This is a genomic window from Epilithonimonas hispanica, from assembly GCF_003385395.1.
Taxonomy (GTDB): Bacteria; Bacteroidota; Bacteroidia; order Flavobacteriales; family Weeksellaceae; genus Epilithonimonas; species Epilithonimonas hispanica.
On the sequence record NZ_QNUG01000025.1, the window covers coordinates 1 to 16,296 of the forward strand.

Consider the following 16,296-nt stretch of genomic DNA (forward strand, 5'->3'; position numbering starts at 1 on the left):
GGTTTTAAATGTTGGATCATAGATTTTTCTCTCTCGTTTCATAGGTTAAAAATAAGGTTTTATGCTTAACTTTAACTGGACGCTAAATTACTACATCCACCAATTCGAACGTAAAAATCATATAGTTGAAGTGTTATTCATGCTTACAAATAAATAAACATTCTCCTTTTAATTCATAGTAGGGTTCGGTCTATGATAAAAAATGTAAAATATTAAATTAGTTATATTTATAGACCGAACCTTTAAAAGTTTGTTCCATTCTGTTTTTTATTGCTAAATTATATAGTATCTATTTTATTACTCTTCAAGGGGGATTCGAACTATATAAAGTTGGCTTTGTATCTATGTTTTCATATATTTTTTAATAAAAAAATATATAATTGATTTTTAAAAAAATTCTATAAAAACTATTCTTTTTAGTTATGAAATGCCAGTCCCAATAAAGGTTTTATAAAAATGAACATAAAAAAACACCTCATATAGTTCCCTATGAGATGTTTTTTATGGGACAAGCGGAAGCATTTTCGAACCAAATGATATTTTCAAACGATAAATTTGAAATACTTTTTAGAGTTTTAATGGCTCAAAGTATATACATCAATGCACTCCGAAAAATAAGTGAACACATAAGAAAAGGCGCAACTCGTTTGTAATAGTTTCTAATATTTTGTGCACACAGATTATAAGTAAATTCGTAGTAAGTATCGCAGAGAAATTGACTATTTTATTTCAATTTAAAAGTACATATTATTCAATATTTTCTATTTTTCAAAATAAGTTTTTTAAGAGCTTGTTTAAATTTTATTCAATAAGTTTTTTATAGCTTTTTCTTAATTTTCTAAATTAAAATAAACTTTGTTTGTTCTTAAATTTAACATTAAGAATTTCAGTGAGTTAAGTTGATTCTGATTAAAGAATCAATAAATTGATTTTTATTAAGTTTTTTAAGCTAAATGGTCTTAATTTTCTTACTGTTAAAAATAAATTATAAATTTAAGCAGGCTCTAAGATTATACAATGTATAAAATACTTGAAGGTCTTTTATGAAATGGTGTCATTAAAAAAGGAAAATGATTTATAAGACTAGTGTATTACAGTGTATATTGTCTTCTAATTTAACATAATTTATTTTTTTTAACTTTTTGTTTGGATTTTAAAAAATATTTATATATTTGTGGTGTAAGGGGAAGTTGAATATTTGATTTACAACTTTTACAGTCTAATGATACCGGCCGAATCCGCTCTTCCCCTTTTTTTCTAAAAAACACAAACTATGATTACACGAAAAAGATTTCTTTTGATGGGATCGTTGGGTATTCTATCTGTTTTAACTCCCAGTTTTCTTTTTTCCAATACTATTTCCAACTCAAATCCTGATACTTTTGCTTTGTTAAAAAAAGCCAGAAGATACAGAAAGCAAGGAAAATTAAACTTAGCCAAAAGTACTTATCAAGAAGTTCTTACAATAGATCCTACAGAAATAAGAGCATATAATGGAATACGCAGAATTCTTCTAAATAAAAAGAATAAAGAATTTGAAGTTATACAGTTATATCAACAGGCATTAACACATATCCCAAATAATCTAAGAATAAAACGCAGTCTTTACAATGAATATTCCAAAGCTGCGTTAGGAAACAGAAAAGTTTTACAACAAATCAATATTCCGGGAAGGATGTTGCTTCATGTTAAAAGTAAATATGAAGAAATGATCGCAAATTATCCTGAGAAGAAAAATCTACAAAAGCAGCTGGAAAAAATTGAAAAATATATTCAGCTGAACGTAGACACACAAAATCCGCACGAAAATATCCCTTTAAAAGCATATCGCAAACAGCAAAAGAAAAATCACAAAAAAAGATTTGACGGATTACCAGCACAAAGAACAACTTTAATGCTTGCTGAACTCGAGGCAAAGCCAGTTTCTGATGACAGGGCACAACACATCCGTGAAATGTCAAAAGTAAATATAAAGGCTTTAAGAACGGAGAAAAGATATTCGGAGGCATTAGATGCTTCGGAAGTATTCTTGAATACAAAAAGCGCTACGGATCCCCTCTTTATCAAACAGTTTAGAGATTTAGCCAAACAATTGCATCAGCATGATAGATTATTGTCTTTTGAAACAAAAAATCATGCTACAAAAAATACTTTTTGGTCTGCAGTATCTCTATTTGATGCATATTATAGAAAAGCAGAAAAACAAAATCAGCCTGCTCCTGTAGTAATGGATTCTTTGATACAATTCATGATTGAAAAATCTGAAAATCCATATCAACAATTTGAGGTAGAAACACGAAAAATTAAAATAGAATTATTAAACAATAATTTATTAAAGGCAAAAGATAAAATAATTGATCAATGCATGAAGATGAGAGGAATTTCCAGCCCTCATTCAATCGATAGAATGAATGTAATTATTGCCAATTTTTGTCAAAAAAACGGAGACGATGACACTAAAAATTCAATTATAAATATTGCGATTGAGCCGAAATCATTTTTAGAAAGCAATGATGAAATTAAAAAGTCAATCGCTCTTATGAATATAGGACGTTCTTATGAAAATCCAATCCATATTCAAAATTTACAAAGAAAACTAGCCAGCTTATGAAATTAAAATTTATTTTTTGTATATCTCTATTTTTCTGCGTATTCGGTAATCTGTTTTCTCAAATTGCCATTACAGAGGTCTATTATGACACACCCTACAATGAAAAATTAAGATTTGGCACTCAAGCCAATGGTTATGTGGATGCCATAAAACATCACAGAGGAGAATTTGTAGAAATTTATAACTACAGTGATAAAGATATCAATTTAAAGAATTGGTATTTAGGTGATAAGGTTGGGATGTATTGGTTTCCTGAAAAAATAATTAAATCAGGACAGTTTATGGTATTGGCTTATAGCACATTGCCTTCCAATACAACTGAATTTACCGATTTTTTCTCCACTACTACAGGAAAGCAAGATCAGATTATTCTCCAAAATGCAATTATGCTAAGGAATCAAAGGGAAGAATTGTATTTAGGATATACATTAAATAATTCACATATACTTAATAAAAGCTCTGTTAAATGGAGTTATCAAGGACCACAAGGTCCGATGCCTACAAATTTTATTCATAATATTTGGCAAACGCCTAATTTATTTTACTCTATAAATTCCTTACAACTAAATTCAAGCAATGATTATAGTAATGGAACACCAAATCCGTTAGATGCAACTTATAAACCGCCGATACAAAGTTATGACGCTTTAGTAAAAAATGATTATCAAAACTATTATTCTTTTTTAGATTGGAGTGAAAATGTAAAGAATATAGTAGATAAAATATGTGCGATTAGTATCGAAAAAGTAGAACAAATTCCAAATGGGACATACAATAACGGAGGAAAGTGCTTCACTTATGACACCGCAGGAAATAGAACTATTGCAACGGATTGTTCAGCAACAAATCCTGGTACATCAACCTATGGGTACACTTCAGACGAATTAGAAGCAATTAAAAACAACATTTTTGTTTATCCGAACCCTGCTACATCCAATAGTAGTTATGTTGTAAATATTTCATGGAATGGACCAGCTATTAATAAAATTAATAATTTGCAAGTCTACACTTCAGGTGGAGGATTAGTTTATGGATTTATCCCAACTAATGGGGTTAATTCTACAACCTTTTCTTTGCAAGGTCAACTTCCGGGAGTATTTGTTACAAACTTTACATTAAATACAGGACAGGTGATCTCCAAGAATATCTTAAAATGGTAAAAACTATGAAATTAAAACTTTACTCTTTATATACTTTTTTATTTGCTTTTTCAATAGTAACCGCTCAGGAAGACATTGAAATTCCTTTAGAATATTCTACATCTGGTTATCAGACAAGTTCTGCTTTAAAAACTACGACCGATAATACTCTAGTTCCAACGGTAAATGCTGAGATGAATGTTAATGAAGCAGGAGCTCTGACTTATATTCTACCTGTTGAAATATTGAAAGGATTAAATAACTTTCAACCTAATATTGCACTAGCATATAACAGCCAAAGTGGAAATGGTCAAGCTGGTTGGGGATGGAATATTGTAGGGCTTTCAGTCATAACGAGAGGTGGTAAAAGTAAAGATATAGATGGTCTTACTATTGGGCCTCAGTTTAACGATGGAGATCCTTTTTATTTGGATGGACAACGTTTAATTAAGAACTCAGATAATACCTACTCAACTGAAAAATTTTCTAAAATAAAAATAAGGAAACCTCTAACAGGAGAATTTTCATTTATTATACAATATACAGATGGTAGAATTGCAAAGTTTAAAGAGCTTACCACTGGACAACATTATATTTCAATATTTATTGATTCCTTCAATAATGAAATTCATTATACCTATTTAGTTGAGAATAATACGCCTAGAATTACAAGAGTATCTTACGGGGGAACAAGCTCCTCTAATGATAAATTTTATATTGATTTTGTTTATAAAACAAGAAAAAAAAATATACAGATATACAGAAATGGGATTGCATATATTAATTCAAAAGTACTATCTGAAATAAACACAGGTTCAACTTATGGTTCTTTATATAGAAAATATGCTCTTACTCATGATTTTGTGGAAGATAATAGTATAGAACGAATTAGGACAATCACGGTAAACAATGAGAGTGGGGAAAGTTTAAAACCACTCAACTTTAATTATAACAATTCTCTACAAGGAGCTGTTAAGATTTCTTCGGAAGGAGTAGGAAGTTTAGGATATGCAACAGGACTGGGAAGTGTTACCGTAGGAGACTTTACAAATTCTGTGAGGAAGATCCAGCCTATTTATCAATATAGAAATCCAAACGGTTACTATTTAAGCAGTAACTCAAATTTATCCATTACTACTAATAATGCTGAAACCCAGCTTTTTTCTGGAAAAGTATTGGATTTGAACAATCATATAACAGAGAAAGACCAGTTAATATCAGTAAATGAGAGCTATTTAGGTACAGAAGATCAGGTAAATCCAAATAATCCTGTCAATTTTTCATTAAAAGATGAAATAAACTTTGAAATATCTGATTTGGTTAGAGGTACAAAAAGAAAAGTTACCGTTCTTGTAAAAGGGGGCTTACAAGAAACAAGTAATTATGTATCATCTGATGATCCTTATGTGCCTAATGATGGACATTATGAATATTCTTATACGAGAGATCAAACCAAGAGGGAATTAGTTCAAGGTGATTTCAATAATGATGGTTTAACTGATTTTTTAATACTCGAATATTCAAATCTTAATAGAGGTGAAAAAATTTATTTTTTTGAACTAGGCAAACAGAATTCAAGTTCTAATGTTAATGTAAATCCAATAATTATAAGTGAAAAGTTTATCGGTAAGGAAATTTATCCAATAGAATTTGACGGTGATGGTCTTTCTGAACTAATGGTAGTTAATAAATATTCTGCAAAATATTCAATCTACAAAATTAATTTTGTTACTAATACTTTGGACACAATCCTATTAGATCAACCATTGTCAAATATGGGAACTAACACCCCGATATTTTTTGGTGATTTTAATGGAGATGGACTGACGGATTTTTTAACACCACAAAAAGTGTATGAGATTCCAGAAGATGATAATTCTGGAAGAAAAATGGGAGAAACCTATCGTTTGATGCAGACGGAAAATTTGTTATGGTGGAAGTACACCAGCAATGGTAAAGAGTTTAATAAAAATCAGGAAGATTACACTTCACAAAAAATTGCCTATTTAAAGCCATCACAAAGCAACTATATTAAAAGATCCACTTTTTGGCAAAAATTCTGGAATGGAAAACCTGATGAATATGCCTATACTAGATATTCTACACATAATATAATTGTTACAGATTTTAATAATGATGGACGATCAGACATTATAACACTAAATAAAATTGGAACAGCAAAATATAATGTAAATGGAAATTTAAGTGGTGTGCCTATTGATAATTTAAGCAATACCTTGATGAATCCTTCAGGTTATTTTCCTGTTAATTTTTATTCTTCAATTACGAATAGGGTAAATTTTTACGAGAACAAAAATTTGCAAGGAGGAACGTTTAGTCAGCTTAAAACTTATCCTATAGAAAACATCAAAATATCTCCTTTATCACTTATACTTTCATCCACAGAATTTGATTTTCTAAATGTCTCCAAAGCAGGAGTATATATTTTTGACCCTCTTGTAGGAAGGTGTACAACTATTGCTATTGACAACAGTAATTTTTTGGAAAAGCAAATACAAGAAGTCGATAATGGCTCAACAGTATTACAAAGGGTAGATTATAGAAATATGATTCCAAGTACACAAAGTGATGAAGCCACTTATTTATATAAGCCAGTAAATGAGTTGAAGTATCCGTATTATGTTCATAAAACGAATTCTGCACTGTACTTAGTGAATAAAATACATACCATATTTGATGGTAAGATTCTTTCTAAAGAATACCGATATGAAAACGGAATCCAACATTTGGATGGTAAAGGCTTTTTAGGGTTTCAAAAAACATACAACAGTGATGCCTACGAATCTGAATTAAAAAACGGAAAATATGTAAATAAAAATCCTGTAAAAGCTGTTTTCTGGAACATCCAAACTAGAGATCCTCAAATGGAAAATGCCATAGTAAAATCCACCTATGGAGGAATAAATAGATTTTTCACGGAAAATACAACGATAAATAAAAAATTCGATAAAGGAAACCATCAATATTTAATTTTATCTACAGATGAAATTTCTCAAGATAATCTAAAAAAAATTACTATTAGTAAAAAATATGATTATGACCTTGCTGATGATCTTAAACTAAAAACGGCATATACTGATTACAACGGCGTTGGTTCAGCAATATCAAAATATACTTATCAACCTGAATTTTCAAATGCAGACCATCATTTCTATGGGAAAATTGCAACCATTGAAAATACTGTATACAAAGATGGGTTATCTTTCACTACGAAAGAAGAATCAACTTATTTTCCTAATGGAGCAATTAAGGAGAATAAAAAATATGGGAATAATGCCAATGCACCACCTATTATTACTTCTTATACTTATGATACCATTGGTAATCTAAAAACTCAAACTCTTTCAACAGCTGGGGTTTCTTCCCAAACGACAACTTATGATTATGATACAACAAATAGATATGTTAACAAAACCACAACACCAGACGGATTATCATCCACTTCTGTTGTCAATTTTTTAGGAAGAGTTTCTTCAGAAATATCACCACTAGGACTTTCAACTAACTACACTTATGATGTGTGGGGGAATATTACAGAAATTACTGATTATCTTGGTAAGAAAACTACTATTTCCAAATCTATAGCAGATGCTTCCACAGGAGGTATTTACAATCTTCATAAAAAACGCGAAGGTGGCACGGAAACTATTGTGACTTTTGATAAATTTAATAGAGAAATTATATCTAAAACCCAATCTATTAATAATAAATGGCTTGTTTCCAAAGCAGAATATGATATTTTTGGACGAAAAACTAGATTTTCCGAATCATTCTTTGAAGGGGAAATCCCTAAATGGAATTCCGTAGAATATGATGAGCTAAGCCGTCCGATAAAAAACATTGCTTTTACTGGAAAAACAATTACCACTTGTTATGAAGGCATGAAAGTAACTGTGGACGACGGTTTCAAAAAAACCTCCAAAACATTGGATGCAATGGGACATATCATTAGGCATCAGGATCATGGCGGAGTGATTGCTTATTATTATTTTCCGAATGGAGCATTACGTGAAACCAATTATGAAGGAATAAAAACTACCTTTGAAATTGATGGTTGGGGAAATAAAACAAAAATTACCGATCCTTCTGCAGGTGTTTTCACTTATGAATATGATAACCTAAGTCGAATTACTAAAGAAGAAAATCCAAAAGGAACTACCGTTTATACTTACGATACATTAGGAAGACCTCTTACAGAGACAATAACGGGAAAAACAACGGCCGAAAATACTAACATCAGTAAGACTTATAGTTATAATGCAAACACCAAGCTTCCTGAAACTATTACAGGAACAAGCAATGGGAAAACATATACGTATACCACACAATATGACAATTATTTCCGTATAAAAGGTAAAATAGAGAAAACGCCTGATTTTACCTATTTTTCTTCAACCACATTTGACAGTTTTGGTCGCACAGATGAAGTTTCTATTTCTACCGTGCTCATAAATCCATCCTACACCTCTTCCTCAAAAATTAAAAATATATATGATGCTAATGGTATCCTTGTTCAACAGAATGATGTAGATAGCGGAAAAATGGTTTGGCATATTTCTGATATAAATTCAAAAGGTCAAACCACCGAAATGGAGTACGGCAATGGCTATAAGATAAATAATACCTATAGTACAACCAATTTCAGTTTAAAACAAATTAGCCATAATCATCAGACTTCAGGAGTTAATGTTCTTGATATATCTTATGACTATAATGTTGATAAAGGTGTTCTAAACTCAAGAAACAACGCTACATTTAGCAAAAATGAACAATTTACATATGATAAGCTCAACCGTCTACTTACCGAGACCGTTAATAATGTTCTGGTAAATGAATATACCTTTGACAAAAGAGGAAGAATAACCTCTAACACAGAGCTTGGGAAATATAACTATAACGAATCAGATTATAAGCTACAAAACATAGCATTTAATACCAACGGACAAAATGTAAATGCACAAAGAGGATTTGCCGATGTAAAATACAATGCCTTCAAAAGTCCTTTGCAGATTACTTTAGCAGGCAAAGAAAATCTTTCTTTTGAATACAATATCCTGAAGACAAGATACGCTATGGTATCTTCTGTTACAGGGAAGCAAAAATATTACTCTTCTGATTTCGCAATAGAAATCACCAAAGACAATACAGGAAAAACACAAATTGTAACCTACATTACTGGTGATCCGTATTCTGCCAATTATATTAAAAAAGAAGTGCTTTCTGGAACTACCGTTACAGAAAAAGCCAATTACTTCCTTCATAGGGATAATATCGGTAGTATTGTAGCGATTACGAAAGCAGACAATATAGGTACAGTAGTAGAAAAACGCTTCTTTGATGCATGGGGGAATCTGAAAGCATTAGTAAATTCAGCAGGACAAACCATAACTGATGCTCAACAGTTGATAAATTATAATTATTTTATAGACAGAGGCTACACAGGACACGAGCATCTTTGGAAAGCAGGGCTCATCAATATGAATGCCCGTATTTATGATCCTATTATTAGAAAATTTTTATCACCAGATAATTTAGTTTCCGACATTTTTAATACACAGACTTTTGATAGGTATTCCTATGTCTTAAACAATCCTTTGTTATATATTGATATTGACGGAAATGAACCTATTACTTTTGGTGTGGCTGTATTAATTGCTGTAGGTGTTGCTATTGTTAGCAAAGCTATTGCTAACATGATACAGGGCATTCCTTTTTGGTATGGGCTTGGTAAAGCTGCTACAATGGGAGCGATAAGTGGAGCAATTAGTTTTGGAATTGGCAGTGTTGCATCTTCCTTTACTTCTTTAGCCCCGGTGGCAACAAGTACGCAGGAAGCAATATTAAGTGGGCTAGGTCAAATTATTGGAATGTTTTTACCAAGTTGGGAGGTGCAAATAGGAGACTGGACTTTTAGCTTAAACATTTCTTTGTATTTGGGTAAGAGTGTTGGTGTTGGATTAAGCGGAAGTATATCATATTCTGATGGACATTTTAGTGCCAGTTATGGAGTCTCACTTACTGGTTTTGGTAAACATTATGGGACAGGAAAATCTGGATGGGAAATGAGGAACTCTTTTATGCTACAATACGGTAGTAAGGAATTTAGCCTTTTTGTAGGAACTAATCTTTGGAGCGGGAATACAGTAGATAAAAGCCAACAGACAGGAATAGCTGGAATACAAAGTGGGGATGTAAGAATTGCTTATGAAAATGATGGTTCTCCATTTGGCAAAGGAATTGGTAGGGCACTAGCTGATAATGAAGACCGGTTTAGAACTAATGCAGTAAGGGTTGCTATAGGAAAATACAGTATGGGTATCAACCTCTTTACTGGCGAAAGAAATCAAGATAGTTATGCAGAGAATGGAGGACAGGATGAAGCAACTATGGCGGGCAAAACGTATCCAACAGGAGACGGCTTTTTTTCTAATCTGGCAGCAATGGGAAAACGATTCCTTCAAGCGGTTACAGGTGGTTTTGACCAAAAGGAAGATGGCGGATATGGATCTGCACATCCGTTAGGTGGTGTTTTAGAGAATGGAACGCCTTATAGATTAGGTGCATTTTACATTGGATATGGAAACTACAGAATAGGAATAGATTCTGACCGATATGTAAGACACGTTTTTCAAGATATTTTTGCACATTATATAGTATCTCCGCAACCAGGTTTCAATGTCCTAAGTCCAGGATTGTCTCCATATTTCCAATATCAAACAAATAATCCTTTTACAGCATGGTAAAAAAAGTATTTAGTCTAGTAGTTTTGTTTTTTATATTTGGTTGTGGCCAAAGATATACAAAAACTGGAGATGGTAGGTTAAAAGCACCGAGACCAGATTATAAATTTAAGAATGCAGATAAATTTAATGCTAGTATCTACAAGCAAATTGATACAAATGCTTATTATGAGATGATTGATGTTTTTTGGTCTAACGGTAAATATGAAAAATTAGGAAGCCACACCTATCCTCCAAGCGCATTGCAATTTTATAATAATGGGTATCTAAGACGTGTTGATATTACTAAAATAAATACTGATTATAATTATTCTGGACATAGAGGAGTGATATACTTGGATAAAAATGGAAATCTGAAAATTGATCTATTTCAAGGGATATCGCAAGATGGATCAGTGGGGATCGTAACTTATAGCGTCAAAATAGAAGGGGACAAAATTTATATGCTTAGTCCTAGACATAATTTTTTCAATGGTAATGATAGAGTATGTTATGTGTATGAAAAAAGATAAATTTAGGTATGTATAACTCACGATACCTAATATTCAACCTCCCTTGTTTTCGTTCGAAAATACGAAAGGAGATATAAAAATTTAACCACGCTTTTTGGGCGTGGTTTTTTTGAAGATGTTTATAATACAATTTGGATTCCTAAAAATCAATCACCTTTTCCAAAGCATCATCCACATCCTTGTGAATAAAATTGGATTGATAATTTACAGTTGTTGTAATTGAAGAATGTCGATACAATTTTTGAAGCATTTGGGTGGGTATTTTATCGCCTGATATATTCCCGAAGGTATGTCTTGCGATGTGCATGCTCAAAGGTTTGTTGATTTCTGCTTTTTCGGCAATCCGTTTTAGATAAAAATTCAAAGAAACTCCGGCTGTTTTAACAGCTCGTATCACTTCTTTTATATTTTTCTCATCTACATTTTTCAGTTCTGGAAAAACATAACCGTTGTTTTGGTATCTCTGAGATTCGTAATGTGAGATAATTTGGAGAATTTTTTCGGGGGTTTTCAGAGAAATAATTTTTTTGTTCTTACCCATTCGGTAAGTAAAACGATTATTGTTAAAGTCAGACCATTTTGTTTTCAAAACATCGGCAACACGAATTCCAGCCAAATAAAAACTAAACAACCAAATGTTTCTTGTATGCCATTCTTTAGATCCTTCTTTCAGATTCAAATCCTCAATTGAGCGAACTTCCTCCTGACTTAAACCTTGTTTTATAGATTCAGGAATCTTAATTCTAATACTTTCCCTTCCAAAAGGATAATTTTTGTTATTCACAATTCCTTCTTTAATGGCGATATTGTAGATGGTTCGTATGGTAATAAGATGATTGGCAATGGTTCTATCTGAAACTTTTCTTTCCACTTTTAAATAAGCCTGATATTCATTGAGAAGTCGAACATCAATTTGCTCTATCGGAAAAGTTTTACAATTGAGAAACTCTTTAAAGTGGGCAATTTTTGGTTTTTCAGAATATAAAGCATTATATTTTTCCAAACGTTCTATATTCTTTAGATACTCTTCTGCAACAACAAAGAAATCCGAACCTTTGTTGATGATCTTTTTTCGGATGGCTTTAAGTGAAACATTTTTATCCGATGCATCTGCTTCGATGAGTTTTCCTCCAGCTTCACTTATTCTTTTTGCAATAAGATTGTTGAGACGGGAAGAATTGGGATGAGATTTCCGTACTTTCTTGTTTTTCTCATCCCATTGTTCTATTTCAATATAATATCCGAGAGCAATAAAAGAAGATTTCCTATCTTTTGTGATTCGGATATAAATGGGATACTGACCCTGTTTGTTGGGCTTCTTTCGTAAAATAGCGGTAATGGAAGACATAATTCAAGATTTTAAATTTGAGCCTTTCCTGCAAGAAAAATGGTTTTTTTTGGAAAAAAAGGAATAATATGAAATTCCAAAATGGTATCTTTGGCTTAAAGGAGGTGTTCTTTTCTGGATGAAAAGGCAAGTCTAAGATAAATAGAATATAATGGACACGCAAGTTATTGCCCGAAAAAACAGATATATTCCCCCAAATATGGGTACAACATAGGTACAACAAATGGCGATTTAAGTTGATATATCTTGGTTTTTGATGGAAGTTGAAATACGCTAAAACGCCCTATTATACGCCAAAACACACCAACTTAAACCAATACTGGTAGAATTTGAAACTCTGAAAGGGTTGATATGTAGAATTGCTTTATTCTAACTAAGGATTAGTCGAGAAAATAGAACCGTTCGCAATCAATGCGCGTCTATTCATCTTCAGGATGTCTCTCACCCATTCTGCAAAATCTTCCGGCTGAAGAACTTTGTCCGGATTACCGTCTGTCAAACCGCCATTAATACTCATTTCTGAAGCTATAGTGCTTGGAGTCAATGTAATCACACGGATATTCTGCTTTCTCCATTCTGCCATCATCGATTGCGAAAGTGAAACCACTGCAGCTTTGGAAGCTGCATAAGCAGACATATTAGGTCCACCTTTCAATCCTGCTGTGGAAGCAACGTTTACGATGTCACCCTGTCCCTTTTCTTTCAAAAACGGATAAACGGCTTTGGCTGTGTAATAAACACCAAAAAGATTGGTTTTGATAACTTGTTCCCAAGTCTCAGACGGCATCTCCTCAATAGAACCAAAATCACCAACTCCTGCATTATTAACCAGAATGTCGATTCCACCTAACGTATTTGCAAGCGATTCAATTCCGGCTTTTACTTCCAGTTCGTTATCGACGTTGAAAACGGCGTAAGCGACTTTTACACCAGTTTCTTTCAGTTCGTTGGCTGCTATTTTAAGATAATTTTCGTTTCTTCCTGTGATCCCTATATTAACGCCTTCATTCGCTAATGCCTGAGCAACAGCTCTTCCAAGACCTCTTCCACCACCTGTGATGATAGCGTTTTTACCTTTTAAATTCATAATATAATGTATAAAATTCGAAGATGCAAATCTACCGAACACACGTTTAAAAATAGAATAATGTCTTATGATTTAATAAAATTTTATGATTGAGGAATTCAATTGTCTTTACAACATATTATTTTGGAAGAAAAGCACACGAATTTCTTTTTTATTAACAAACTGCATCAAAGCTTCACAAGGCGTAAAACTTAGCAAAGCACAAAGAATTTCAAATCAATGAGACTATCTGGTTTTATTTTTATGAAGAACCAAATTACTCATTTTATTTTTAGTCGTTCTACTTGTTTTGGTTATTTTTGCGTTAAATATTTCCCACAATGTCCGAAAACATTCAGCAAAAGATAGAATCTCTGAGAGAAGAACTTCATCAGCATAATTACAATTATTATGTTCTTGATAATAATACAATTTCTGATTTTGAATTTGATGAGAAATTGAAAGAACTTCAGGATTTGGAGGCAGCGCATCCGGAATTTTTTGATGCCAATTCTCCGACTTTGCGTGTTGGAGGTGGAATCACGAAGAATTTTCCAACCGTTCAACATCAATACAGGATGTATTCTTTGGACAATTCTTATGATTTTGATGACCTTGAAGATTGGGAAAAACGAATCATCAAAACCATTGATGAACCTGTGGAATTTGTTGCTGAATTAAAATATGACGGTGCTTCGATTTCCATTCTGTATGAAAATGGAAAATTATCTCAGGCTGTAACACGTGGCGATGGTTTTCAGGGCGATGAAATCACTAATAATGTGAGAACAATTTCCGATATCCCTTTGACTTTGAAAGGCGATTTTCCTAATCGATTTTTTATCCGAGGCGAAATTTATCTAACAAGAAAAAACTTCGATAAAATCAATAAAATTCGTGAGGAAGAAGGTTTGGATTTGTTTATGAATCCTAGAAATACAGCCAGCGGAAGTTTGAAAATGCAAGATTCGGGAGAAGTTAGAAAACGCGGACTTTCGGCAGTTTTGTATCAATATATTTCGGATGAATTTCCTGCAGAAACGCATTGGGAAATCTTAGCAAAAGCCAAAAATTGGGGTTTCCGAGTTTCAGAAGACCAAGCGAAGTTATGTAAAACGTTGGATGAAGTAAAAGAATTCATCACTTTTTGGGACACGGAAAGACATAAATTACCTTTTGAAATTGACGGAATTGTTTTGAAAGTTAATTCATTGAAACAACAAAGACAATTAGGTTACACAGCGAAATCGCCACGTTGGGCAATGGCTTACAAATTCAAGGCAGAAAAAGTGGAGACGGAGCTTTTAAGTGTTTCTTATCAAGTCGGAAGAACTGGAGCGATAACGCCTGTTGCCAATCTGAAACCAGTTTTGTTGGCCGGCACAATCGTAAAAAGAGCTTCTCTTCACAACGAAGATATTATCAAAAAACTGGATTTGCACGACCACGATTTTGTTTATGTAGAAAAAGGTGGCGAGATTATTCCGAAGATTGTTGGCGTGAACACAGAGAAACGAACGCTTCTCCAAAAGCCAATCGAATACATCAAAAATTGTCCTGAATGTGGAACCGAATTGGTAAAAATTGAAGACCAAGCGATTCATTTTTGTCCAAATGAATTGCATTGTCCGCCACAAGTTGTGGGAAGGATGATTCATTATGTTTCCAGAAAAGCCTTGAATATCGAGAATCTTGGTGGAGAAACTATCGAACAACTTTACAGGGAAAAATTGATTGAAAACCCTGCTGATTTTTACACCCTGACAAAAGAACAGCTTCTTCCACTCGAGAGAATGGCGGAAAAATCTGCTCAGAATATTCTGGACGGCATTGAAAAATCCAAAAATATTCCGTTTGAAAAAGTGCTTTACGGAATCGGAATCAAACACGTTGGAGAAACGGTTGCAAAGAAATTAGTCAAGAATTTCAATACAATTGATGAATTGAAAAATGCAACCTTGGAAGAACTTTGTCAGGTTGAAGATATCGGAATGAAAATCGCGGTCAGCATCACAGACTTTTTTCAGAATCCCGAAAATATTCTGATGATTGAACGTTTGAAATCTTACGGCGTTCAATTGGAAAAAGGAGAAAACACTAATGAAGTTTTGTCCAATGTTTTGGAAGGTAAAACTTTCCTTTTCACTGGAAAATTGTCGCTTTTCACAAGAGAACAAGCGGAAGAAATGGTGGAAAAACACAACGGAAAAAACATTTCTGCCGTTTCGAAAAATCTCAACTATTTGGTTGTTGGCGAAAAAGCCGGAAGCAAGCTGAAAAAAGCGCAAGATATCGGAACTATTACGATTCTGGATGAACAGCAGTTTTTGGATTTGATTGGATGAGTTGAGTTGGAGAGTTTTAGAATTTGAAAGTTTGAGTACTTAAAATCTATACACAAAAGACACCAAAGGAAACAATTAAGAACTTGTTTAAATTTGTTTCGAAAACCACAAAAGTCACAAAAGTTTTAATTTTCCTTAAGTCTATCAAAAGTTCAAATAAGGATAATGGTTTCATAAGTTAGCTTTTTTGCTCTTTGAAAGATTTTCTTTTTTTAATTTTTCTTTTGTGACTTTGTGGATTAATATTTTTTATAACTTGTTGTGCATTTAGAGTTTTCGATTTAAAAGTGGTTTTTAAATAATTAACATAACACTTCGACAAGCTCAGTGTGACAAATCAATTGCTACAATCCTAATTAAGTGCGGTGTCAGTCTGAGCTGGTCGAAGACTTTTTTTTGTAACGATTTGATTTTAAAATCATTAAAAAATTACTTCAAAATATAAAACAGGTTTTTTATATTTTTTTAAACAGACTCTTAAAATCTTCGATTTTATTTTGATGTAAAAACTTTT

Annotated in this window: 7 protein-coding genes; 5 read left to right on the forward strand and 2 right to left on the reverse strand. The window is 32.6% G+C overall.

Features of this window, described 5'->3' with window-relative positions:
- The first annotated feature begins 1,273 nt into the window (after positions 1-1,273).
- From DRF58_RS11830 to DRF58_RS11845, 4 genes are read left to right on the forward strand one after another with little or no spacing between them, the layout of a single operon-like run.
- Positions 1,274-2,611, forward strand: coding sequence for a tetratricopeptide repeat protein (locus DRF58_RS11830; protein WP_116035689.1), 1,338 nt, complete (start codon positions 1,274-1,276; stop codon positions 2,609-2,611).
- Positions 2,608-3,771, forward strand: a complete 1,164-nt coding sequence (locus DRF58_RS11835) for a lamin tail domain-containing protein (RefSeq protein WP_116035691.1) — start codon at positions 2,608-2,610, stop codon at positions 3,769-3,771. The genes DRF58_RS11830 and DRF58_RS11835 overlap by 4 nt, the downstream gene beginning before the upstream one ends.
- A gap of 5 nt (positions 3,772-3,776) precedes the next feature.
- The gene (locus DRF58_RS11840; protein ID WP_162300305.1) at positions 3,777-10,514 is read left to right on the forward strand and encodes a polymorphic toxin type 23 domain-containing protein; all 6,738 of its coding nucleotides are present in this window, start codon (positions 3,777-3,779) and stop codon (positions 10,512-10,514) included.
- The gene (locus DRF58_RS11845; RefSeq protein ID WP_116035695.1) at positions 10,508-11,023 is read left to right on the forward strand and encodes a hypothetical protein; all 516 of its coding nucleotides are present in this window, start codon (positions 10,508-10,510) and stop codon (positions 11,021-11,023) included. Before DRF58_RS11840 ends, DRF58_RS11845 begins: the two co-directional genes overlap by 7 nt.
- Before the next feature lie 139 nt (positions 11,024-11,162).
- Here DRF58_RS11845 and DRF58_RS11850 read toward each other — a convergent pair whose 3' ends face one another.
- Both DRF58_RS11850 and DRF58_RS11855 read right to left on the reverse strand, forming a co-directional pair.
- Positions 11,163-12,371 carry a site-specific integrase gene (locus DRF58_RS11850; RefSeq protein WP_116035697.1) on the reverse strand — a complete coding sequence of 403 codons (1,209 nt, stop codon included), beginning with the start codon at positions 12,369-12,371 and terminating at the stop codon, positions 11,163-11,165.
- A 373-nt stretch (positions 12,372-12,744) separates the two neighbouring features.
- A complete protein-coding gene (locus tag DRF58_RS11855; protein ID WP_116035700.1) occupies positions 12,745-13,458 on the reverse strand; it encodes a 3-ketoacyl-ACP reductase in 714 nt (237 codons plus the stop codon).
- Between the two features lie 320 nt (positions 13,459-13,778).
- Here DRF58_RS11855 and ligA point away from each other — a divergent pair, with 320 nt between their 5' ends.
- Complete coding sequence (gene ligA / locus DRF58_RS11860; protein ID WP_116035702.1) at positions 13,779-15,782, forward strand: NAD-dependent DNA ligase LigA; 2,004 nt, start codon at positions 13,779-13,781, stop codon at positions 15,780-15,782.
- Positions 15,783-16,296 lie beyond the last annotated feature (514 nt).

Excerpts from the sequence above, each read along its gene's own strand:
- DRF58_RS11840 (WP_162300305.1), top strand. The coding sequence starts at position 3,777 with ATGAAATTAAAACTTTACTCTTTATATACTTTTTTATTTGCTTTTTCA.
- DRF58_RS11830 (WP_116035689.1), top strand. The coding sequence starts at position 1,274 with ATGATTACACGAAAAAGATTTCTTTTGATGGGATCGTTGGGTATTCTA.
- ligA (WP_116035702.1), top strand. The coding sequence starts at position 13,779 with ATGTCCGAAAACATTCAGCAAAAGATAGAATCTCTGAGAGAAGAACTT.
- DRF58_RS11855 (WP_116035700.1), bottom strand. The coding sequence starts at position 13,458 with ATGAATTTAAAAGGTAAAAACGCTATCATCACAGGTGGTGGAAGAGGT.
- DRF58_RS11850 (WP_116035697.1), bottom strand. The coding sequence starts at position 12,371 with ATGTCTTCCATTACCGCTATTTTACGAAAGAAGCCCAACAAACAGGGT.
- DRF58_RS11845 (WP_116035695.1), top strand. The coding sequence starts at position 10,508 with ATGGTAAAAAAAGTATTTAGTCTAGTAGTTTTGTTTTTTATATTTGGT.
- DRF58_RS11835 (WP_116035691.1), top strand. The coding sequence starts at position 2,608 with ATGAAATTAAAATTTATTTTTTGTATATCTCTATTTTTCTGCGTATTC.